Origin of the sequence: Sphingomonas sp. 22R3R2A-7 (genome assembly GCF_036856055.1) — a bacterium.
Classification (GTDB): Bacteria; Pseudomonadota; Alphaproteobacteria; order Sphingomonadales; family Sphingomonadaceae; genus Sphingomonas.
The window spans coordinates 3,533,627-3,554,804 of the sequence record NZ_JASPFR010000001.1; the positions used below are offsets into that span (position 1 = coordinate 3,533,627).

General features: G+C 60.0%; 18 protein-coding genes. 7 read left to right on the plus strand and 11 right to left on the minus strand.

From position 1 onward, the window contains the following. The first annotated feature begins 439 nt into the window (after positions 1-439). On the plus strand, positions 440-2,815 hold the full coding sequence (locus QP165_RS16930; protein WP_333996475.1) for a beta strand repeat-containing protein: 2,376 nt from the start codon (positions 440-442) through the stop codon (positions 2,813-2,815). A gap of 37 nt (positions 2,816-2,852) precedes the next feature. Here the strand turns inward: QP165_RS16930 and QP165_RS20115 are convergent, their stop codons facing one another. Beyond that, on the minus strand, positions 2,853-3,038 hold the full coding sequence (locus tag QP165_RS20115) for a helix-turn-helix domain-containing protein (RefSeq protein ID WP_443019382.1): 186 nt from the start codon (positions 3,036-3,038) through the stop codon (positions 2,853-2,855). A 310-nt stretch (positions 3,039-3,348) separates the two neighbouring features. Between QP165_RS20115 and QP165_RS16935 the strand changes: the two genes are divergently transcribed. Then, complete coding sequence (locus QP165_RS16935; protein ID WP_333996476.1) at positions 3,349-3,867, plus strand: general stress protein; 519 nt, start codon at positions 3,349-3,351, stop codon at positions 3,865-3,867. A gap of 55 nt (positions 3,868-3,922) precedes the next feature. Here the strand turns inward: QP165_RS16935 and QP165_RS16940 are convergent, their stop codons facing one another. After that, on the minus strand, positions 3,923-4,411 hold the full coding sequence (locus QP165_RS16940; protein WP_333996477.1) for a hypothetical protein: 489 nt from the start codon (positions 4,409-4,411) through the stop codon (positions 3,923-3,925). Between the two features lie 224 nt (positions 4,412-4,635). On the opposite strand from QP165_RS16940, the gene QP165_RS16945 reads away from it, so the two are divergent. After that, positions 4,636-5,466 carry a DUF3800 domain-containing protein gene (locus QP165_RS16945; protein ID WP_333996478.1) on the plus strand — a complete coding sequence of 277 codons (831 nt, stop codon included), beginning with the start codon at positions 4,636-4,638 and terminating at the stop codon, positions 5,464-5,466. A 275-nt stretch (positions 5,467-5,741) separates the two neighbouring features. Here the strand turns inward: QP165_RS16945 and QP165_RS16950 are convergent, their stop codons facing one another. Both QP165_RS16950 and QP165_RS16955 read right to left on the minus strand, forming a co-directional pair. Continuing rightward, positions 5,742-5,924 (minus strand): hypothetical protein, encoded by a 183-nt coding sequence (locus tag QP165_RS16950; RefSeq protein ID WP_333996479.1) that lies wholly within the window; start codon positions 5,922-5,924, stop codon positions 5,742-5,744. Positions 5,925-5,978: 54 nt separating this feature from the next. Next, positions 5,979-6,977 carry a hypothetical protein gene (locus tag QP165_RS16955; RefSeq protein ID WP_333996480.1) on the minus strand — a complete coding sequence of 333 codons (999 nt, stop codon included), beginning with the start codon at positions 6,975-6,977 and terminating at the stop codon, positions 5,979-5,981. Positions 6,978-8,311: 1,334 nt separating this feature from the next. Here QP165_RS16955 and QP165_RS16960 point away from each other — a divergent pair. Beyond that, on the plus strand, positions 8,312-10,810 hold the full coding sequence (locus QP165_RS16960; RefSeq protein ID WP_333996481.1) for a class I SAM-dependent DNA methyltransferase: 2,499 nt from the start codon (positions 8,312-8,314) through the stop codon (positions 10,808-10,810). Between the two features lie 134 nt (positions 10,811-10,944). Then, complete coding sequence (locus tag QP165_RS16965; protein WP_333996482.1) at positions 10,945-11,193, plus strand: hypothetical protein; 249 nt, start codon at positions 10,945-10,947, stop codon at positions 11,191-11,193. Positions 11,194-11,478: 285 nt separating this feature from the next. On the opposite strand, the gene QP165_RS16970 is transcribed toward QP165_RS16965, so the two are convergent. The 7 genes from QP165_RS16970 to QP165_RS17000 all read right to left on the minus strand — a co-directional run bounded on the left by QP165_RS16970 (position 11,479) and on the right by QP165_RS17000 (position 19,933). Beyond that, positions 11,479-11,730: a GNAT family N-acetyltransferase gene (locus QP165_RS16970; protein ID WP_333996483.1), complete on the minus strand. Its 252-nt coding sequence runs from the start codon at positions 11,728-11,730 to the stop codon at positions 11,479-11,481. Between the two features lie 867 nt (positions 11,731-12,597). Continuing rightward, positions 12,598-14,280 (minus strand): virulence-associated E family protein, encoded by a 1,683-nt coding sequence (locus QP165_RS16975; RefSeq protein WP_333997060.1) that lies wholly within the window; start codon positions 14,278-14,280, stop codon positions 12,598-12,600. After that, positions 14,195-15,106, minus strand: coding sequence for a bifunctional DNA primase/polymerase (locus tag QP165_RS16980; RefSeq protein ID WP_333996484.1), 912 nt, complete (start codon positions 15,104-15,106; stop codon positions 14,195-14,197). Before QP165_RS16980 ends, QP165_RS16975 begins: the two co-directional genes overlap by 86 nt. A 111-nt stretch (positions 15,107-15,217) precedes the next feature. Next, positions 15,218-15,505, minus strand: coding sequence for a hypothetical protein (locus QP165_RS16985; RefSeq protein WP_333996485.1), 288 nt, complete (start codon positions 15,503-15,505; stop codon positions 15,218-15,220). An 11-nt stretch (positions 15,506-15,516) separates the two neighbouring features. Next, positions 15,517-16,353: a hypothetical protein gene (locus tag QP165_RS16990; protein WP_333996486.1), complete on the minus strand. Its 837-nt coding sequence runs from the start codon at positions 16,351-16,353 to the stop codon at positions 15,517-15,519. 291 nt (positions 16,354-16,644) lie between these two features. Next, entirely contained in the window at positions 16,645-17,865 is a 1,221-nt protein-coding gene (locus tag QP165_RS16995; RefSeq protein ID WP_333996487.1) for a tyrosine-type recombinase/integrase, read from the minus strand. 277 nt (positions 17,866-18,142) lie between these two features. Next, complete coding sequence (locus QP165_RS17000) at positions 18,143-19,933, minus strand: autotransporter outer membrane beta-barrel domain-containing protein (protein WP_333996488.1); 1,791 nt, start codon at positions 19,931-19,933, stop codon at positions 18,143-18,145. 202 nt (positions 19,934-20,135) lie between these two features. Here QP165_RS17000 and QP165_RS17005 point away from each other — a divergent pair, with 202 nt between their 5' ends. Both QP165_RS17005 and QP165_RS17010 read left to right on the plus strand, forming a co-directional pair. Then, a complete protein-coding gene (locus tag QP165_RS17005; protein ID WP_333996489.1) occupies positions 20,136-20,483 on the plus strand; it encodes a hypothetical protein in 348 nt (115 codons plus the stop codon). Positions 20,484-20,704: 221 nt separating this feature from the next. Continuing rightward, positions 20,705-21,064, plus strand: coding sequence for a hypothetical protein (locus QP165_RS17010; protein WP_333996490.1), 360 nt, complete (start codon positions 20,705-20,707; stop codon positions 21,062-21,064). Positions 21,065-21,178: the final 114 nt, after the last annotated feature.

Genomic DNA, 21,178 nt, shown 5'->3' on the forward strand with positions numbered 1-21,178 from the left:
CGTGTCGGATAAACGGCAGTACAAACGTTTGGTCCGACTCTAATTCCCTTTTCAGCTATTCGACCGCCATTGCTGAGGTGGGTGCAGGGAGGTCGTCTATTGGGTTGACCATCATCGACCGGTGAAGCTGAAAAAGGCGGATATGCGCGCGCCTTGACAGGTCGCACCGCGCCTCGTGAACGCGCTGCCGCTCCTGTTGGCACCGCAACTCATGATATGCGCGAGCGCGTTCAGCTTCTTCAGTCATCATAATGCCCCCTCCATCTCACGCGATATTCTGGAGGCGGGGTTGCCAAAAAATGAAAGAACCGGACTGCCTCAAATACGAGGCGAATGTAGCGCTTTGGGTCGTTAGAGCCTTCTCGGATCTCTAACTCGTCTTGTACTGGCAGCGTCATCAAATCAATGTGCGGGCTAAGTATCAGGTGGGGAGAGGTTCATGCGTATCGATGGAACGTCGGCTGGGGATAACCTTCAGGGCACCGACGGCGACGACGTTATCAACGGCTTCAGCGGGTTCGACCAGATCAACGGCAGGGGCGGAAACGACGTCATCGACGGCGGCGCTGATAGCGATAGTATCGAGGGCGGCGCGGGTGATGACGTCCTTGATGGGGGCGATGGAAACGACTTCATCACGGATTTCGCGAGCGGGTCGGACACGCTGCGCGGCGGCACCGGGGCGGACTCGATCAGTGTCGGCCATTATGGCTCAATTGGTGCGCTTGAAACATTGGTTGTCGAGGCAGGGACTGGCGACGATCGGGTCGAACTCAATTCCGCAGCGCGAGGTACTATGACCGTCGACTTGGGCGATGGCGCAGATAAGATATCTCTCGGGTTTATATCAAACGCGGCCGTGACGATCAGCACCGGCGCTGGTCGTGACACAGTGACGCTTCAGCAGTCAGCGTTTTTGAATTCGGCACCCGTGCTGACTGATTTTCAAGTCGGCGACCTTGGCGACGTGTTCGACATCGGTGATTATCTGGCGCGGAACGCATCAAATTTTGATGGATCAAATCCGTTTGGAGCCAGCGGACATCTGCGCCTACGCCAGTCGGATGCCGATGCATTGCTCGAATTTGATCGCGACGGCATTGTTGGAACAGGGTCGAGCTTCACGACGCTGATCCGATTCAGTAACGCCGATGCGAGGGCGTTCACAGCCGCCAATATAGGCGGGTACGCGCCCTCTGGCGATCCAGTTCAAGGCGCAGTAATCTCCGGCACCGAAAATTCGGAGAGCCTGACGGGAACCGTCGGTGCAGACACCATCACAGGGTTGGGTGGGTTCGATCAGATCGACGGGCGCAATGGGAATGACATCATCGATGGAGGTGCGGGGTCAGACAATATCCAGGGCGGCTTCGGCGATGACGTAGTCGACGGCGGCGATGGGGACGACTTCATCAGCGACAATGGTGGCTCAGACACGCTTCGCGGCGGGACGGGAAACGACATTATCACCGTTTCCCACTCCCCCAGTGGCCCGACGACCGTAGCTGAGACGATACGAGTTGACGGTGGATCGGGCGATGACCGCGTCGGATACTATGTGTTCACAACCGGCACGGGTACTATTGATCTTGGCGAAGGTGCGGATCGGCTCATGTTGGGGAACGGTCCAGGCGCCGTACGAGCAACGCTAGGCGCTGGGCGCGACCAAGTAGAACTGTCGAGCTTCGCGGCCCAAAATGCGGTCCCGGTAATCACCGACTTTACCAGTGGGGTTGCCGGCGACAACATTGAGATTACGTCTAATTTCGCCTTTGGCTTCCAAGGCTGGGACGGGTCCAATCCGTTCGGTGCGAGCGGTTATCTTCGCTTGGTTCAAGCGGGACCGGACACTCTATTTCAGATTGACCGCGATGGCGCATTAGGCCGTAATGCCGGTTTCCAGACGCTTGCCCGCCTAGAGAATGTTAGCGCAGCATCGCTTACTGCGGACAATTTTAGCGGGTACGCACCGACCTTCATCGCCGCGGCCGACCTCGCGACTGCATTCGTGACGGCGCCCACGTTGGTTACTGAAGGTGTGGATTCCTCGTTCACGCTAGGACTAACACTCAAGAACGTGACGAATGTCAGTACCGCGGTGACGATGTCGTTCTTGAACGATCGATCGACCGCCGCCAACGGCGCAGACGTGAATGTAGGCAGCTTCTCTGGCACCTTCTCCGTTACCCAATCGGCCGCAGGCGACTACCTGATCAACCTTGGTAGAATTGCCGTGCTGGACGATGCCGCAGTCGAGAGCGAAGAAACCATAGCAATCCGGATTACCGCAAGCGGCCAGACGTTCGAGACCGGCACTGACAGCATCGTCGTTGAGATCAAACTACGTAGCGACGATCCTTCGGGCACGGCAGATTCGGATACGCTGATCGGGACACCAGGCGGCGATGTGCTGCGTGGACTCGCAGGTGCGGACTCGTTGTCTGGCCTGGCGGGACGCGACCTGTTGGAGGGCGGATTAGGCAATGACCTTTTGCTCGGCGGTACTGACGGAGACGTTTTCCTGTTTACTGGCAGTGGCTTAGGCAATGACCGTATTGGAGACTTTGGCCTAGACGATGTGCTCGTGACGACCCGAAAAATTATAGACAAGGATGGTGACGGGGCGATCTTGTTCGGGTCAGACCGCGACCTCGATTTCACGGGAGGCGGTCAAGTGGTGATTACGACAGATGCAGGCGCGCGGCTAACGAGCCTGGAATATGACGGCGCCTTCGCTGTCGGCGACCTGACGTACTTTGTTTATAGTCGGATCGGGTCGGTGGCGGGGGTTTCGGACGCAGACCTACTACTATGAAAGAATGATCCTACGCTTGTAGCATCGCCGAGCGTGCTCAGAATATACCGCCTCTGCGGCGTCGTGCGCGGTGCGCGCGGCCATGCCACAAGCGGTAGACTATGCGAGGCGTACATCCCAGCAATTCGGCCATCTGATTGTCAGTCCGGCCGAGCCGATACAGCCGCATGATCTGCTCATTCCTATCGGGCTTGCGTAACGCTCGGGGGCGTCCGGTTGATATTTGCTCGGGAGGTTATGCAGGACCGTAAGCAGCCAGGCGGGAATCTTAGGTTCATGGAGCGCGCCGCGATCGAGAACGCGGTGCGAGACGGAGGCGACTGGGTCTTAGCAGCAATCGTTATACCTCGTGCCAGTGAACAGCTCGATCATTGTTGATTGGCATAGCGAGTTAATCGCCGGTGCAGCGCCTCCTTGCGCTCTGCCGCAACATTGAAGGTTACTACGGCGCTAACCATCAATATTTGGAACGATAGGAAGTCAGCGCGACTTCTAGGCTCATCTGTAAACGCCATTCTCGACTGGATCTGATGATGAGCACGAACCTGGTATCCGCTGTCTTCGATAATCACGCCGAGGCAGAGCGCGCCGTGTCCGATCTTCGCGCTGCGGGTGTAAACGACAGTGCCATTTCCATCGTAGCCCAGCACGACGGCAAGAACACGACCACAGATGGCAACGGCGACACCCGGGAGTTCGTCGGCAAGGTTGCTGCCGGCGCTGGTATCGGCACGCTGCTCGGTATCGCTGCGCTTGCCATTCCAGGCGTCGGTCCACTGGTCGCTGCTGGCGCGATCGCATCCGCGGCGATCCCCGCTGCTGCGGTAACTGGGGCAGCCCTTGGCGGCGCTGTCGGCGGGCTGGAGAAGGTGATGACTGACCACGGTGTCAGCCGCGTCGATGCCAGCTATTACGAAGGCCGGATCAACGAGGGTGGCGTTTTTGTCTCGGTCGACACCAGTGCGGCAGGTATCACGTCTGAGGAAGCAGCTGACGTGCTATATCGCTCCGGCGGGCACACCTCGACGCGTACGAAGGTCTCGATGGCATGATGTCTGTCTAGGCCGAACACGATACGACGGCACGGCCTAGGCCGTGCCGTATCTGTTAGAGCCCGACGCGCAGGCCCAGCGAGAAGTAATGCGGCCCTGCATTGCCCTTTAGGCTGAGCGTAGGGGCGAGCGGGAATGCAACCGTCCCGTATGGTCGAACGTCTTCGCCGACCCGTACCCCGGCGCCGATTGTCGCCGACAGCGGAATTGAGTACGTCGCTTCAACGCGGCCGTAGGGCTTCACCGCCGTATTATCGCACTTGGAGTCCTTCGCGTACTGGCCGTTGCGACTGTCCCGGCAGCGCTCATTTCCGCCGTTGCTGTCCTGATAATAGCGATCGTTGTTCCCCTGATAGAGGAATAGACCTGCGGCTGGAGTCAGGCGAAAGCCACCCGCGCCGAATGAATAGCCAGCGCCAAGTTCCCCGCCCCATTCGCCGTCGGCACGAGCACCGTTTGCTTCAAGCACCAGTTGAGCCCTTGCTGGTACAGCTGCGACGCAAGCAGTTAGTGCGCCAATTATGGCGATCGTCAATTTCTTCATAGTGCCCCCATTTGCTCAATTTTGAGCGGTCTGGGCGGATAGCGGGCAACTCGATCGCGGGAAAGCGCGGAGAACATTCAAAATCGACCATTCTTTTTACAATGGCGGTATTCAAACGGCACGGGCCAATGGCCGCCGCCTCGTCGTTGCGTATAATTAGTTTGTGCGAATCAACGAGTTCGGCGCGGCTTGACAGTTCAGTTACCGGTGCGAAATGTAACGGCATGGCGCACAGTTTCACCGCTTATATCGACGAGGCGGGCGACCCTGGTATCAAAGCCAAGACGCCGGTTGGGGCGTCCGAGTGGTTTGTTGTGTCAGCTGCAGTTGTTAGCACTGAGCGCGATCATGACGTTGTAGACTGGCTCCGCGACATGCGAGAAGCGGTGCGCATGCAGCAGCGGCAGACGTTGCATTATCGCAATCTCAGCCAGAGCAACCGTCACCGTGTTTGCCGCATGCTTTCGACGAAGCACGTCCGGCTATTCACGGTAGCCAGTCACAAGACAAATATGCGTGGGCGCCGGAATCACAGGATCGGCAAGCCTTTGGGCAAGGACGAGTTTTATAACTGGTGCCTGCGATTGCTACTCGAGAGGGTCACATCATGGTGTTCTCGTCGAGCCGTGCTGGAGGGTTTGGAGAACCGCAGCGCACGCATCGTATTCAGCGAACGCGGTGGCCACGATTACCATCATCTCAAGGCGTATCTAGATCTGCTCGAGGCGCAGGCGGTATCAGGGCATGGAGTGAAACTAGCTCGTGAGATCGTGCCTGGTGTCATCACACCGGACCTGGTGGAGGTGCAACGACACGACACCCTTGCCGGTTTGCAACTTGCCGATATTGCCGCCAGTGCCTTCTTCCAAGCTGCGAACATCCGAACTGCTGAGGACCTAGAGCCGGCCTTCGCCCTCCAACCGCGCGTTGCCCGGGATTTGCGTGCACGATCCGCGGCCGATTTCGGCTTGTTGCGGCTACCATTTAAGCAGCACGGCGAAATACCAGAGGTATCTCGGCCGCTGTTCGAGAAGTTCGGTTATTCTTGGGAATGATTGACGGGCCCCGGCCTTCGTTCACCAACCAGTGGGCAGGTCACTATCCGCGAGCAACCATCTGATTGACTGCCGTCACGCGCTTTGGCGATCGGGCAAAAGGGTGTTCCGGCGCATCCCGTCGAATATTATGTTACTCGCCGGAGTCAGGCTCTTCAATGTCACGGCGCATCGTCTGAATCATCTCGTCCCACGAACGAGTCGGCCTGACTCGTTTGGAATGCCGGTATGGGCGATTCGATCACGCTCTTACGATGCAATTGGGCTCGGCCTGGTTAGGCGCAGAGGCTTGTCACCCTCTGGTGCATCGCAATCCTGGTGACAGCCAAGCGATCAAATTCGCGTAACGCGGCTTTGAGGTCACCACCACTGAACCGAGCGTGGACGGCAGCAGCGATGACGCGCTCTTCCTCCCGATCGAGTTCCTCGATCGGATCCTGTTCCATACCGATTTTCATTGGCGGGGGCTCCTTATAGAGGTGGGGTAACACGGCTATGGAAACGCACCAACATCAATTTCCGGCTCGCTCGAAGGCCGCTGCCATCAATCCTGTCATTCGAGCGATCAGGCGAACGGTATCGACCGTTTGGACTTGGCGGTTGCCCGGATCGCGTCGAAAGCGACCAATCCGGTCTGTTGACGCTGCAACCAGCCCCCAAACTCTACGGTCGGCACCCAGCCGGATCGGTATGACCGCCATCGACCTGTAGCGATCTGCGTCATATTCGCGCCGGCATCCCGGCGGGACAGGGTAGTCAGCGGCGACCCTCGGTTCGTGACAGTCTTCGATTATTGTATCCCGATTACTGACCCAAGCCGCGCCGACGAAGCCTTCATTGCGCCGCCAGCTCCGGGGTTGACGCCGCTCATCAAGCTTTTCTGCCCGTAAGGCAGCTATGCGGTTGAGTATTTCACCATCACCGTCCCCGTTATTATCAGCCTCGACACGGAAAATGGAGATTGCCCATGCTTCACCGGTTTCAAATCCGATGGATGAAATAAGATACCTCCCAGCGAGGTCGATCATCCCCTGCGCGGCCCCGAGCGCATCCGCTTCCGGTATAAGGAGGGTCTGTTCTAAAGCTTCTCTCATTGTGCGATTCGCGTCGATGAGTTCGAGCCGTCGACGGTCAAGAGCCCCTAATCCTTCCAGCCGAATCGTAAGCCCGTCGCGTTCGTCCAAGAATTGCTGTGCCTGCCCTTCCAAGGCTGCCGCCCGTGCAAGAAGCTCTGGCGCCTCATCTTGAATAATTAGGAGAGCAAGTCCGCCTAAGAAAACTACGGCCGCACCGAAACATACGAGAAGCCCTTTCAGCGTCAGTATGCCTGAGCCGAGTGCTGGTACCATAGGTCCTTCCATCCCACCGCCGATACCGGATACCAGTGCTCCGCCAAGCACGCAGCCAACATTTATCCATTTTTGAAACCGGCGAACACGCCGCACCCAGCCGATGCCGGTAGACATCATATTATCACGATGGATTCGGAGCGATAATCGTTCGTCAGGCATCAGGTATCGTCGAAGAGAATGACCCTAGTTACAAGCACGAAGATACTGCGCAGACCCCTACTGCGGATACGAACATTGTCTTGGCAATTGCCTGCCTCAGGGCGTCGCGCGGTACTGGCACGTCGACTGACACGTAACCTTGGTTCGCTGCTCTGTGCGTGCCGTATAGCCCGATCCATCACCGGTTATACTGGCGCTAGGCGCGCGGCAATGCGGGCACCGGTAACAGCATACGCGTAGCCGTCGGTGTAGAGGCATAGGCAACTGGCGCATGCCAAGGGCTTCTGTACCGAGCCGTGCAAACGGTGTGTCTCGTCGACCGTGAACGTCCGCCCGCAGGCTAAGCTCAGCAGCCGTTCAATCCGGCGTTGCTAGCATTCCTACTTGGCCACGTTGAGACGACTGCTGACGTGCACGGACACATGCTATCCGCTGCGGGTCCTCCTGCGTCCTACGACGTGCTGGCGCGGAACGCGGAGTCCCTGTTTCCAACCCATTCCAAACCAGCGTCAGAGCAATATGCGGAAATTCGCACGCTAGACCCGTATGCTGTTACAGGGTCAGGGGCCTGTAACATGACCTGTAACGCGGAAACCCGCAGAAAACCGCCATTGTTACAGCGTTACAGGTGTTACAGGGGTCTAATAGATAGTGGTGAATTGATGGGGTGAGGTGCGACCTAGGTTGAGACCGTGGGTGGTATCGCGGGGAAGCCGTGACACGACAGACTATGGCGATCGACCTGTAACATGTAACACCTGTAACAATGGCAGATTTCTGCGGGTTTTGCCGTTACAGGGTGGTGACGATTTCTGCAAAACAGGCTGTAATCCGGTGTGCACTCGAGAAAGTCATGCCTTTCGCCAGCTTTTCGGGAGTTTAAGCGCGTTCACGGAATAGCCGGAATTGGTGGAAACCAGCCAGGCCGCTTTCGGGTGAACCACTGGCTAAGCGGACGTTCGTTCATACGGTACGACGGGGCGGCTAGGCTGTCGGGCAGAAGCTTTATGTCAGCATCTGGCCAGATCTGCCGCTCAGCAAGCCGCGAGGGAACGGCAGGAAAGTCCTACTTCGCCCCAATCAAGCAACCGGCGGTAGTCGACCAGATTCAGCCGTTCGGCGGCGGCCGGCCTGACGGCAGCTTACGCTACAGCCTGTCGCTGATGGTCAAAAGATGTCCGGCTGCAGCGCCTCCGCACCCGGAAGATCAAAACCGCCTCCAAGGCGACCTTCGCCAGCAACCCATGCGTGATTGCTCAATGGTTTCGATTGGCTACTAACGAGCGGGAGCTCGCGAAATTGGTGCAGGCTCCATCACTTATTCCCGGGGGCGCATGACACCGCACGACTTCCTGAAGAAATGGCGCAATGTCGAGCTGAAGGAGCGATCGGCCTCCCAAAGCCATTTCAACGACGTGTGCGCGCTGCTCGGCATCGAAGATCCGGTATCGGCGGACCCCAAGGGCGAATGGTTTACGTTCGAAAAGGGCGCCAATAAGACGAGCGGCGGCAACGGCTGGGCCGATGTGTGGCGGCGCGAATGCTTCGGCTGGGAATATAAGGGCCGGCACGCCAATCTCGACAAGGCCTACGCCCAGCTTCTCCAATATTCGGTGGCGCTCGAAAATCCGCCGCTGCTGATCACTTCGGACATGAACCGGATCGTGATCCGCACCAACTGGACCAACAGCGTCCAAGAGACGCACGAGATCGCGCTGGAAGACCTGACCGATGGCGCAGTGCGCGATCGGCTCAAGGCGGCGTTCACCGATCCCAAGCAGTTCAAGCCAGCCAAGTCGCGCCAGGAACTGACCGAGGAGACCGCGCGCGAGTTCGTGGCCATTGCCCAGCGGCTGCGCGACCGGCGCCACGAGCCGCACCGCGTGGCCCATTTCGTCAACCAGCTTGTCTTCTGCATGTTTGCCGAGGATGTCGGGCTGCTCCCCGACGATATGTTCACCAAGATGCTGAGCGCCAGCAAGGCGCGGCCCGAAAGATTCGAAGGCAATGCCGCCAAGCTGTTCGGCGCGATGGCGACCGGTGGCGACATCGATTTCACACCGATCGACTGGTTCAACGGCGGGCTCTTTACCGACAACAGCGTGCTCCCGGTCGATGGCGAGGATATCGACCAGCTACTCGCCGCCGCCCGGCGGGACTGGTCGCAGATCGACCCGTCGATCCTCGGCACGCTGTTCGAACGCGGACTGGACCCGGCCAAGCGCAGCCAGCTGGGCGCGCATTACACTGATCGCGACAAGATCATGATGATCGTTCGCCCGGTTGTCATCGAACCGCTGGAGGCTGAATGGGCCGAGGCACTGGCAAAGATCACCGCGCTGATCGAAAAGGCACCCAAGCGCACTGCCGAAAAGCTGCTGACACCGGCGGAACGCGGGCGGGCGACGCGGATGCTGGCAGAGGCGACGGCGATCCATTCGGCGTTCATCGAGCGGCTGGCCAATTTCCGCGTGCTCGATCCCGCCTGCGGATCGGGCAATTTCCTCTATGTCGCGCTCAAGGCGCTAAAAGATATCGAGCACCGCGCCAATCTGGACGCCGAGGCGCTGGGCCTGCCGCGCGGCTTTCCCCGCGTCGGACCGGAATGCGTGCTGGGGATCGAGCTTAATCCCTATGCCGCCGAACTGGCGCGGGTGAGCGTGTGGATCGGCGAAATCCAGTGGATGCGGCGCAATGGCTTTGACGCGGCCAAGAACCCGATCCTGCGACCGCTGGATACGATCGAGTGTCGCGATGCTGTGCTGAACGCGGATGGCACGCGGGCGGAATGGCCGGAAGCGGACGTCGTGGTGGGGAATCCGCCGTTTCTTGGCAACAAGAAGATGATCGGCGAGCTGGGCGAAGATTACACGTTGGCACTGCGCAAGGCGTGGCCGGACGTGCCGGGCGGGGTCGATTTGGTTTGCTACTGGTTCGCGAAGGCGTGGGCGATGATCGAGAGCGCTCGATTGCAGCGCGCCGGGCTAGTCAGCACCAACAGCATCCGGGGCGGTGCCAATCGGGAAGCTCTAAAGCCAATCGTCGAACATGGCAGCATCTTCGATGCCTATAGTGACGAGGGGTGGACCGTCGATGGTGCAGCGGTCCGCGTCTCGCTGGTATGCTTTTCAAAGCAACCTAGTGGAGGGGCGAAGCTCAACGGGAAAATGATCAGCAGAATCTATTCTGACTTAGCTGAGCTAGGCAGTGGAGCTGATCTCACTTCTGCGGCCCGCCTTTCGGAAGATCGCGGCGTGGCGTTTCAGGGACCCGTGAAGGTTGGACCATTTGACGTTGAAGGCTCGCTGGCGCGGACCTGGCTGCAGGCGCCGGTGAACCCCAATCAGCGATATAACAGCGATGTCGTTCGACCGCTGTTGAACGGGATGGATATCACTCGGCGCGCATCCGATCGATGGATTGTTGATTTCGGCATTCTGGACGTAGCTCACGCTGCGATGTACGAGGCGCCGTTCCAGCACATTCTAGCGGCAGTGAAGCCGCTGAGAGATGAGAATCGCAGGGAGAAGCGCCGACTATTTTGGTGGCAACACGGTGAAACCGTCCCTGGTATCAGACGTGCGGTAACAGGCCAAAGCCGAGCTATTTTTACGCCACGAGTTGCTAAGTACCGGCTTTTCATCTGGGCGGCTTCCACAGTTATCCCGGACTCGGCCGTCGTAATCTTAGCTCGCGACGACGACACCAGCTTCGGTATCCTTCACTCGCGCTTCCACGAACTCTGGTCGCTGCGCATGGGCACCTCGCTGGAGGACCGGCCTCGCTACACCCCTCAACCACCTTCGAGACCTTCCCCTTTCCCGAAGGCCTGAGCCCTAACATCCCCGCTGTCGAATACGCCGACGATCCCCGCTCCCAGGCGATCGCCGCCGCCGCCGCGCGGCTGAACGAGCTGCGCGAAAACTGGCTCAATCCCGCCGATCTGGTGGTCCACGAGCCCGAAGTGGTGCCCGGCTATCCCGATCGCATCCTGCCCAAAGACGAGGCCGCGGCGAAGGAGCTGAAGAAGCGGACGCTGACCAATCTCTACAATGCCCGCCCCCAATGGTTGGCGAACGCGCACGCGGCGCTCGATGCGGCGGTGGCCGATGCCTATGGCTGGAGCGAGGACTGGCGCGCCGGCCGGCTGGACGAGGACGAAATCCTCGCCCGCCTGTTTGCGCTGAACCAAAGTCGTTCGGCTGCGAAAAAGTAACGCCAGCTAGTCGCAATTGGAAGCTAAGCTGAACGTCGGCTCCCCCACATTAGCGGACGTTCGACATACTGCTCTGGAGCGGCAGATATGTTCCACTTCTCGCCATTCAACGCGTTACCGTCGGGGCAGGTGTGCCTACATGAACAAACGACCGGAGTTGGGAATAGGGCATTGGCCGGTGAATGGCCGAAAGTGGGTCGGTAGCGGACATTCGACGCGATCGGCTCCGGAACGTCCGGAAAGGGAAAGAAAGCGGACCGAGCGCTACAGGAAAGGCAGGTTGCGTTAGCGAACGCCGCCTGGCGCCGTTGGGAAGCGCTTGCGAAGGAAGAATGTCTTCTGACCTACGGGATAGTCGTCTAAGGTGCCGAATACCTCGAAGCCTAACTTCTCATAGAACCCGCGAGCCTGAAACTCGGAAGTATTAAGCCACACGCCGACGCAGTCGTTGGCGTGGGCAATCTCCTCGGCCCGTTCCATGAGAGTCTTCCCATAACTCTTGCCCCGATATTCTTCTGGGACGGCTAGAAGTTCCACGAAGAGCCAATCATAGGCGCATTCGCCCCTAGGCCGCCGACATGATTGCCGGCCTCGTCAGCCAGAAGCAGGGCAACGGGACGGATGCGTGGGTCGCCTGCCCGCGCCGTATTATAAGCCCGCAAAGGCCGGAGAACCGCCTTCCGGTCGGCTTCCGAAGGGTTCTCGCGAGTAACGACGTGTAGGGTCATGATGGGACCATACGGCGCATTTTTTCGATTTCAACGCCGGCTTTCGGCGCAGATTATGGCGTGGTCAGGTTTGGCATCATCGTCATGAACAGATGTCTGCCTTTGATACCGCGAATTGCCCACCGAAACGTCCGGTGTGGGCGGAAATGACGACTACCGCCCGATTGCCTTATCCATTCTAAGTCGTGCACTGGCAGCTGTTTCACACCCATCGCCCGCATCATAAGGACAGGGTGGTAACGGGTGGGGTGCATCAGGAACCTGAATAGGCTGGGCTGCGGAACCACGAATTGCAGTGAGTAGACTTTTCGGAGCCAATATCTCTACCGGCCCAATACCTCGTATGGTCATGACAGATCGCGTGGGATCGTTATGCGTTTGCGCAATGCCCGGTTGCGGTAGAGCAACAGCTATGACTGCCAAGGTCGATATCCGATACAGCACGCGGTTTCTCCCGAGATATCGCCATCGTACTACACTACTGAAGCTTTATCGTCCGCGGAGATCGGCTAACCCATATTCGATGCAAAGCATCTAAATTTCGCATCCAGAAAGATCGCGGCGATGAACGGAAGTCCGTTTCCGAGATTGCGAGCTGCCGATCGGAACGACTGTTATTGAGCGTTTTAAACCGCTCGCCGATCGCACTCCGACTGGCAGGTCTTCCGGCGGCAGGTCACGGCGACGTCCCCACGTCGCGAGCAATGACACGCTGTAAGCCATATTCCCGGTTATACCGGCGAGCCTTCTTTTCGACTGTCCACCCAGGTACCTTACGCATCGCGCGACCCAGCATCTGCGCGGTCTGCTGATTGTACAGCCCGCGGTCCTTCTTCAGGCATTCGACCCAGATCTCGAGCAAGCATGTCTCGTTTCGAACGATAGCTTTGCCGGTAGCGTCCCGGTCGTCATCAACGCTGCCGCTCATGATCGGGGTGTCCAGCCATGCGCCGATCTGACCCGCTTGAGCCTCATCCGCGCTTTCCACCTGCGCAGATTCCTGGTGCTGAACTGCGATCGCCTGCGCGGCCTCACCAGTCAGATAGAGCGGCAGGTCGCCGACCGGCTGCTCCAGTCTCATTGCGCGATACAGCACCACGGCCTCGGCCCAGAGCTGATCGACTTCAGCGCGCAGCCGATCGATATCGATCGATTCGACATGGCAGCCGATGGGCCAAAAACGACGGTTGCCAGTATCGTCCTTCAGGAACTTAAAATCGTTGGTCGAGCCGCAAAAAATGGATTGCCGGCGATATTCCTGGGCACGTTTTGCGTACGCAAGGCGAACCTTGTCTGTTTGGCGGCTGACGAACCCCTTGATGTGTCGGACGTCGGCGCGGGTAAATCCGGCCAGCTCGGGGATCTCGAGTATCCAAGCCTTCTGCATCGCTTCGACCATGGCGCGTGTGTCCGTCATGTCTCCCTCGAGCTCGGCGGCCCAATTCTTAGCGAGTGTGCTGATGAAGGTGGACTTCCGCTTCCCCTGCAGGCCCTGCAGGATCACGACATAGTCCCACTTGCAGCCGGGCTCGAATATACGCGCGACGCCGGCGGTCATCATTAGCCGTGCGATGTCGCGGCCGTAGGCGTCGTCAGGTGCGCCCAGGTAGTCGATGAACAGCCGATCGACTCGCGGCGTGCCGTCCCACTGCTGCGCGGACAGGTATTCGCGCACCGGGTGAAAGCAGTTCTTGCGGCCGACGATGTTGATGGCTGCTCGTAGATCGCGATCCGGCACCTTGATGCCGTACCCGCCTTGCGTTTTTGGCGCTTCGATCATCGCGCGGATCAGATCGTCCTTTTCCTCAGTCCAGAAATCGCCATTGGCGCGGTCTCGCAGCGTCCAGATGGGGCCCGACAACTGCACAAATGGCTTCGCCTGGTTCTTGCGGTTCGGGGATCGGAGGCCGGGCGTACCCCGCTGAACGATCTCCTGGCTAAATTCGTTGAACGCCGTCACACCGGCTGTCCGCTTATCGTTTTCTACGATCAGCCGCAGGTTATGCAGGTTGGGTTCGATGCTGCCTTTCTCGCTGATGGCCAGCAGCGTTTTCCAGTCCAACGCCGTATCTGTGAGCCCAATATCAAAAACGGCGTCGTCGAACTTAATCGTCGGCGTGGGCTCCTTCAGGAGGTCGTCGACGTCACTGACGTCGCTGGTGCCTTCCGACTCGTCATCCGGCAGATCGTCGAGTTCGGCTATCTGCGCGGCTCGCAACGCGTCGAAATACCACTCGCGAACGGTCAGCATGGTAACGGGTTTGCCGCGGTATTTACCGAACGAGCGCCATTTGATCCGACGCATTTCGCGGATTTGCGCCTCCCCAGTGAATTTCTTCGAGCGACGCGTGTGCTGCAGCCAGAGGTCGAACCCCTCCTGCGACCCGCCAAACTGGTGGTGCAGCGCCTGGCCGAGTTCGGATCCAATCGTCATAGTGGAGATCGGACACCGGAATTAGGCCGAGTTCCCGTTCCAACTGTCCGGGGTCAAATGTCGCGGGGGGGATTGTTTCAAACGGAAATGTGCGAGCGTCAACGGCGCCCAACGTTTCAATGAGGTCTGCGGCGATCCAAGGCTGCTCAAACCGATCGAACTCGAACGGCCGGACCCATTCGTATGGCTTGCCTGTGACAGGATGAATAGACGGCGCTAGCACCAGTTGCTTGCCCGTTCCAAATAGCTCAATTTCCCAGTCGTTGGACCATCCGCCGTCTGCGCGACGATGCTTGCCTTCCGATCGTGCCAGGAGCTTGGACCCGAATGGCCTGTCAGTGACAAAATAGTGGTGGCGTGATGCGCCATCGCTGCCGGAGCGCACTTCCGGCAAATCAGCGCGAGCGACACCGGGGAACAATGTGGCGAATGCCGCCCACGCCTCGTCAGCGAGTTCAGGGATGCGGATGTCGATGTCGATGGCGTGGAGGAAACCCCCGCTAGCCAGCGCAGACGGTTGGCCGAGGCGGACCCCGACATTGTTACCGGCCTCGTACGAGGCGCTTAGACTTTCAACAGTTGCCACCGGCGCGTCAGGCCAACCGATTCCATATGCCGGCTGCTTGGAAGACGGTTTAAGCCAGTGAATAGCAAAGCCTGCTTGAACAAGTTCGCCAACTTGGTCGAGGATTGTTTTGTTTGCAGGGCATGAAGACGAGACAAGAGAAAGACGTTTCCGGGCAATGGACATAATACAACGAAGCCTTGTGTTGGCCCCAAAATCTGCTATGTATTCCGTGTCGAGCGGATTCGCAGAATCCAGGGAGCCCGAAGCGTGGTGATCGCTTCGGGCTTTCTGTTTTTAAGCGGCGGGCGTAATTACCGGCGATAGGTTTGGCAGGTCGAGTAAGCGGTCTCGCTGCTGAGCCGTTAGCCCGGCAAGGCCGCCGGTCAGAACAAACCTTACATCCTCACCGTCGACGAGGATGTTCAGCTTTGCCGCTCGGGCCGCCCTCCATCCGATGCAGCGACTAATTCGCTGCCGTGTAGCCGTTTCGACTTTACCGACCTGCTGGGCGATCGCGGTGTCCATGCCTTCAGCGCGAAGTTCTGCGATCCGGCGCTGCTGCCACAGCGGCCAGGGGATCATGCGCCGCGGCCTCACTGCGCACCCGCTTCGTCAGCAACGCACTGCAGTCGTGCAGACTTCGCGAGCGCCATCGCGCTTGATGCCCTCGAAGTCGTCGAGGCTTGAGCTGGGGCTGTGCCTTCCTTGGAAGATGCTGGCGGCTGCTTTCGGTGTTGGCCTTGCACACTTGGCAAGGCTCCGGCGAAACCCTGCAGCCCCAATGAGCCGCCAAGCGCGAGCAGCGTGGCCGGATCGGTCTTCATTTGCTGGGTCACTGTGCGACCTCCTGAATTTCTGCTTCGATCTCGAGCTGACGTCTCAGCGTAGCCGGCCCAGTCCCAGGCGCCACGCCCGGCACCGACGTCGCAAAAGACGTTGCGCCCCTCGGTAGAACGCATCGCAGCGCACAAGGCTGAAGCGTTGCCTTGGCCGTGTTCCATTCCAGGCCTGCTTTGGAGGCGCAGCACGGCATCTTCCGCGGCGGCAAGGCTGGCTAGCGCGCGTCCGAATACCGCGCCGGCCGCTTTTGCAGCCTCAAGCAGTGGTGGTACCAGTTCAGATCTGATGTGCTGCCCCTGAAGACGTCTGCGCGCAGCGATTGCGTTTTCCGCATCCTGCCGAGCACCTGGCAGCTGCTTGTCGACAAAATTGATAATGCGGACGCATGCGGCCTGCGCCTCGATAAGCTCGGCCCGTTTCCTCTCGGAAAGCTGTTCGTGAGGCCGCGGCAGCTCCAGAACGTCGGCCTCCACGTTGACCCGCCGTGCTGCGTCATCGGCCGTGATGGCCAGTGCGCTGGCATCGTATTGCGTCTTTGCCGTAGCGCGCTTGGCCTGCAGGTTTGCGACCTGTTCTTGAGGAGATGCCATTAGCGGTCTCCCTGCGCGGCGGCTCGAGAGGCGATGACTGCGTCAAGCCACGGCCGCGGCACCCCGGAGGCGCCGTTGTAGCCTCTACCGATCTTGATGGGATACGGCAGGTCGCCTTTACTCGCCAATGCGTAATACTGCTTCTTGCTATAGCTTATGTATTCTGCGGCCTTCAACGGCGTTAGCAAGGGGCCAGATGCAGGAATTCCATCCCAAGGGCGAATAGGCTGGTTATTATCCACGGCGCGACTCCATCTCGTTTGGTGCGATGTGGACACATACCATCTTTCTTTACGGACTCGTAATTTCGGAGGGCAATTCAACTTTGAGTTGAATCGGATATAGAAACGAACTCCAGTCTCTCATCAGATCTGCTCGTCTCTGTAGTGCTGCGCCGCGCCGATATGCCTTTCGGACCTTTGATCCAATCTCGTGTGCCAGCGCCTCTTCTGAAACTTCATCAGCGTGCGTGGTTTCATTCGCCGACCAGTCCTTAAACGCGGAGCGGAAGCCGTGTGATGTGACGTGGTTCATTCCCATCCTGCGCAACAGCATGAGCAACGACATTCCTGACAGGGGTGCCGACGGCCGCCCGCTGTGGAAGATGAAGCCGTCTGCCTTTTTCGGTTTGATCGATTGCAGAAGCTCTAGAGCTTGCCGGGAGAGCATGACTGTATGGGGGCGGCTAGTCTTCATTCGGGCGGCGGGGACAGTCCATTCCGATCCGGTGATTTCCTCCCACCGTGCGCCAAGCACTTCGCCTGTCCGAGCCGCGCACAGGATGAGGAATGTCATCGCTCGTGCCGACATGGCGCTACGCTTCTCTAGTTCCTGCATAAATACTGGCAGTTCGGCGTAGGGCATGGCTGCATGGTGACCTCGCGACAGCGTCACCTTTTTGGCAGGAGCACATCCAAGTGTCCTCGCCACTGCGCTGGGTTGACCACGTCCGCCGGCCGCAACCCTAAAGCCTTCGCTGCGGAGATTACGCGTTCGATCTCGACCGCGAACTCGGTTGGCGGTTTCCGGCTTGGTCAGCCAAATCGGTTGAAGGCATTCTACTACATCCTGCGTCGAAACGGCGGCTATAGGAATGTCTTGCAGCCTGGCGGCATGTTCTCGGAGACTGTTGCGCCATTGCTGCCGGTGTTTTGGGTTTCGCCAACCAGCCTCGACGTTATCGATATACGTTTCGGCGAAGGCGCCAAACGTTTCGACTCGCTCCGCTTGCCGTAGGGCTTGACGTTCGGCTTTCCTTACCTCGATCGGGTTCCGGCCTGCTGCCAGATGGCTACGTGCTTCACGAGCAGACTCCCTAGCTGTCGCCAAGGATACGCTTTTGAACGAGCCGAGGCCCATTTCTCTGCGGCGCTTGTCCCACGAGTATATGAAAACCCAGCTGCGGCCTCCATTTTTGACCTGGAGGTATAGGCCGTCACCATCCGCATGCAGGCCGGTCGAAGTTATTAGCTGTGCCGTACGGGCATTCAGCTGAAACGATGTCTTGCTCATGTACCCTAACGCCTACCCCACTCGCGATAGGTGTCTATATCATCCCCAACTCAGATCACCGAATCCTGGCGTTTTCAACAAATGCTTGAATTAGCGGAATATTATGAGGGGTGGGGGGTCCAAACCGCACTACTTCAGACTACGGTTCGAATCCCACCCTCTCCGCCATTTAACATCAGTCCAGCAATGACTTACCCTTCGGGGTGCAGCGATTTCGTTCGCTCGGCGGCGCACCGGGACACAGGCGGCTGCTGCATCCCGGCGCGCGTCGTCCATCTCAGAACGCGGCGGAGAGTCCGGCAAACGCGATGACGCTGTCGCGATCGTCGCGCAGCGCATAGCCCGAGACGCCGCCACGAAGCGAAAGCGCGCCCGCGATCTGGCCGTCGACGCCCATCGCATAGCTCATATAGTTTCGATCGGCCCGCTCGACGCCGCTGGTGAAGCTGATCGGTGCCCCGGCGGGCGTCATCACGAGCATGCGCGGATCGTCGTCGAATTCACGCTCATAGCCAGCGCGCGCGAAGACGCGTACCGGCTGCCCCGGCGTCGAGCGGACGACCGCGCCGAAGCGACCGGTCAGGCTCTCGATCTCCTGCTTGCCAAAGCTTGCCGACGTCGAAAGCCCGCCGCTCTCCGCGTAGCCCGCGATGCGGACCCGGTCATATTGAACCGCAACGTCCGGTCCGAACGCGATACCGCCGCGCGAGACGAGGTCGAAGGCGGCGGTGACTCGCCCCGCGACGTAGTTGCCGTCGGTCTCGCCATCATGCGAGCGGATCGCCGGTCCGAGCTGCACCGTGCGGCGGATCCGGCGATAGTCGATCTCGCCGTACGAGCCGTCGGCGAGCAGGCGGACGGGGCCCAGTTCACCACGCGCATAGCCGCTCGCCGACCAGGCGCGGGGCTTGTAGCTGCCTGCGCCCGACTGGAAGTCGCCCTTGCCGTCCGAATATCCCCCGGCGATGCCGATTCCCGAGGCGTCGCCGATCGCGAGGTCGGCACCCATCGTCCCGCTGAACCCGCGTTCGTTCAGCCCGACGCGCTGCGCCGAATTGCCGCTCGAATAATAATGATAGGCGGCACCGCCGAAGATCGACAGCCCGCGTCCGACGCGCTGCGAACCGCCACGCTCGGGGCCTTCGAGCAGGTCGCGTTGGGCCCTGAACATCGCCTGCGCGGCATAGCCGAGCCCGGCGATCTGTTCGGGCGCCTTGACGAGGCTTGCAACCGCCTGCCCCTGGATCCGCTGCGTGATGCCCGCGGGGTGGACGCTGTCGGCGAGGATGTAGGTTTCGTTCGCGTTGGGCGATACGAGTGTCGACCGCGTGCAGGCGAGCGACGACGGCACGGTGCAGGCGACACCCGTGATATTGGTATAGCCATAGGTCGACGGGCTGGTGACGAGTTCGTTGAACAGGCGATCGGTGTCGAAATACAGCGCGTTGACGTTCGCGGCCGCGAGCGCGGCGGCATAGGTCCGGTTGAACAGCTGGATTCCCGCGGCACCGCCGGACTGGACCGCGAGCGTGACGATGCGCGTCGCGCCCGACGTCTGCAGGCGCGACACCTGCGCGGCGAGCTGCGTCGCGGCGGTCGTCAGCGTCGCGTTGTTCGTGCTGCCCGCCGCCTGAAACGCGAAATAGTCGTTACCACCGCCCTGGATATAGACGAGGTCACGCGGCCCGAAGCTGCCGCCCGCTGCGAGGAAGTTGCCGATCTGCGTGGTGATCGGAATCGACAGCGCGTTCGCCGCGGTCACGCGCGCGCCACCAACCGCATAGTTCGTCCCGCCCTTGCCATAGACGGGGTCGAGCGGGAGCCCGAGTCGCGCGGCAAGGACTTCGGGGGCGACCGGGTCGGGGTTGGTCGTGAAGCTGCCCGCATCGCGCGCGAGCCGTGGATCGAGCGTCAGATAGTAACCGCCATCGGCGAGGCTGTCGCCGAACACGATCATACGGTCGACAGGGTCGCCCGCGCTCGCCGTGCCGGCGGTCTGTGCGTGAGCAGGGCTGGCGGCCGATAGAATCGAGCCGAGCAGCAGCGCGACTGCGTAAGTGCTTTTCATGATGCCTCTCCTGGCGGCGAGGGATCACTGTCCATCGCTCGGGCGACAGTGTTGGGTCCGGCGCGGTCCTTCGTCAAGCGGTCGCATTTTCACGACGGTGGGTAATTGCAGCACTTTACGAGGCGCATGCGGGTTGGCGGCGGGCAGGGCTTTGCTATGGGCGGCCGGCGGGTTTCGCGTCGAGGCGCGCAAGGAGGCGAAGATGACCGGTGGAGCTCAGACAATGCAGGCACGGCTTATCGAGATCGCCAAGCAGGGCGACATCGCGTGGTTCGCGGCAAACCCCGATCGTCGTATCCGCATCCGCCAGGCCGTGGCGCAGGAATTCGCCGACGACATCGGCGCCTCGCCGGTCGGCATGATCTGGTTCGCGCTGGTGCTCGAAGCACAGCCGGGCGCGCGGATCCGCCAGCCGATCGCGCTGCCGATCGGCTTCGCGATCGACGACATGGACGACGCAGCCCTGTTCAGCCTGTTCCAGCGGGCAGCACCTGCAGATGCCAAAGCGCTGCTGTCGCGGCTGCGCACGACGAAACTGCCGAACGCCTGAATCCGAACGCCAGCTGCTGCATCCGATTGCCGGGAGCAGCGCTGGACGCCAATCCCGCATGTGCAAATCAGGCTGACACGCCGTCGGCGGCATCGTAAGCGCGGGTGATGCTTTACCGATCGCGAGTTATCCTGCCGTTCGTCTGCCTGATCCTGTCATCAGGATGCGATCGGCCCCCGACATCTGCGACGGACCGGAACGTCGCCAAGCAGGATCCCCTCGTGCAGGATCTCGACCGTCTCGAGGCGGGGGTGCGGATCGCAGCGGCGAACAAACGTATCGACGAGCTCGAGCGACAGGTCGGGGCGTTGCAGGCGACGCCAGAGAAGCTCGATCTGGATCTACTCACCCGTCGCGTTGAGGTACTCGAGGTCAAGGCCAATGGCAGCACCTCCGACCTGACCGAATCCTCAGTCAGTGATACCAGCGGCACGAGCAGAAGCTCGCTATCGGCGGCGCCGACGTCCGAGCGCGCTGCGACCCCCGCCAAACGCAAGCCGGCGCCGACGCCTCCCGACGCCAAGGCGCGACCACGGCTGGCGACGCCGGACGAGATCAAGGATTTCACCAACCGTAACTGACCGTCGAGGCTGGTTGATGATGGGGCCAGCGGACCGGAGCGACCTGACGCCCCGCGCGCCGCCCTATTGGACGACTGGGTGGGCAGAGCAGCGCTCAAACCCCGCTTGTACCGG

What these genes read in the sequence shown, in the direction of transcription:
- QP165_RS16930 (WP_333996475.1), top strand. Translation starts at nt 440, where the DNA reads ATGCGTATCGATGGAACGTCGGCTGGGGATAACCTTCAGGGCACCGAC.
- QP165_RS16935 (WP_333996476.1), top strand. Translation starts at nt 3,349, where the DNA reads ATGAGCACGAACCTGGTATCCGCTGTCTTCGATAATCACGCCGAGGCA.
- QP165_RS16940 (WP_333996477.1), bottom strand. Translation starts at nt 4,411, where the DNA reads ATGAAGAAATTGACGATCGCCATAATTGGCGCACTAACTGCTTGCGTC.
- QP165_RS16945 (WP_333996478.1), top strand. Translation starts at nt 4,636, where the DNA reads ATGGCGCACAGTTTCACCGCTTATATCGACGAGGCGGGCGACCCTGGT.
- QP165_RS16950 (WP_333996479.1), bottom strand. Translation starts at nt 5,924, where the DNA reads ATGAAAATCGGTATGGAACAGGATCCGATCGAGGAACTCGATCGGGAG.
- QP165_RS16955 (WP_333996480.1), bottom strand. Translation starts at nt 6,977, where the DNA reads ATGCCTGACGAACGATTATCGCTCCGAATCCATCGTGATAATATGATG.
- QP165_RS16960 (WP_333996481.1), top strand. Translation starts at nt 8,312, where the DNA reads ATGACACCGCACGACTTCCTGAAGAAATGGCGCAATGTCGAGCTGAAG.
- QP165_RS16980 (WP_333996484.1), bottom strand. Translation starts at nt 15,106, where the DNA reads ATGTCCATTGCCCGGAAACGTCTTTCTCTTGTCTCGTCTTCATGCCCT.
- QP165_RS16985 (WP_333996485.1), bottom strand. Translation starts at nt 15,505, where the DNA reads ATGATCCCCTGGCCGCTGTGGCAGCAGCGCCGGATCGCAGAACTTCGC.
- QP165_RS16990 (WP_333996486.1), bottom strand. Translation starts at nt 16,353, where the DNA reads ATGGCATCTCCTCAAGAACAGGTCGCAAACCTGCAGGCCAAGCGCGCT.
- QP165_RS16995 (WP_333996487.1), bottom strand. Translation starts at nt 17,865, where the DNA reads ATGAGCAAGACATCGTTTCAGCTGAATGCCCGTACGGCACAGCTAATA.
- QP165_RS17000 (WP_333996488.1), bottom strand. Translation starts at nt 19,933, where the DNA reads ATGAAAAGCACTTACGCAGTCGCGCTGCTGCTCGGCTCGATTCTATCG.
- QP165_RS17005 (WP_333996489.1), top strand. Translation starts at nt 20,136, where the DNA reads ATGACCGGTGGAGCTCAGACAATGCAGGCACGGCTTATCGAGATCGCC.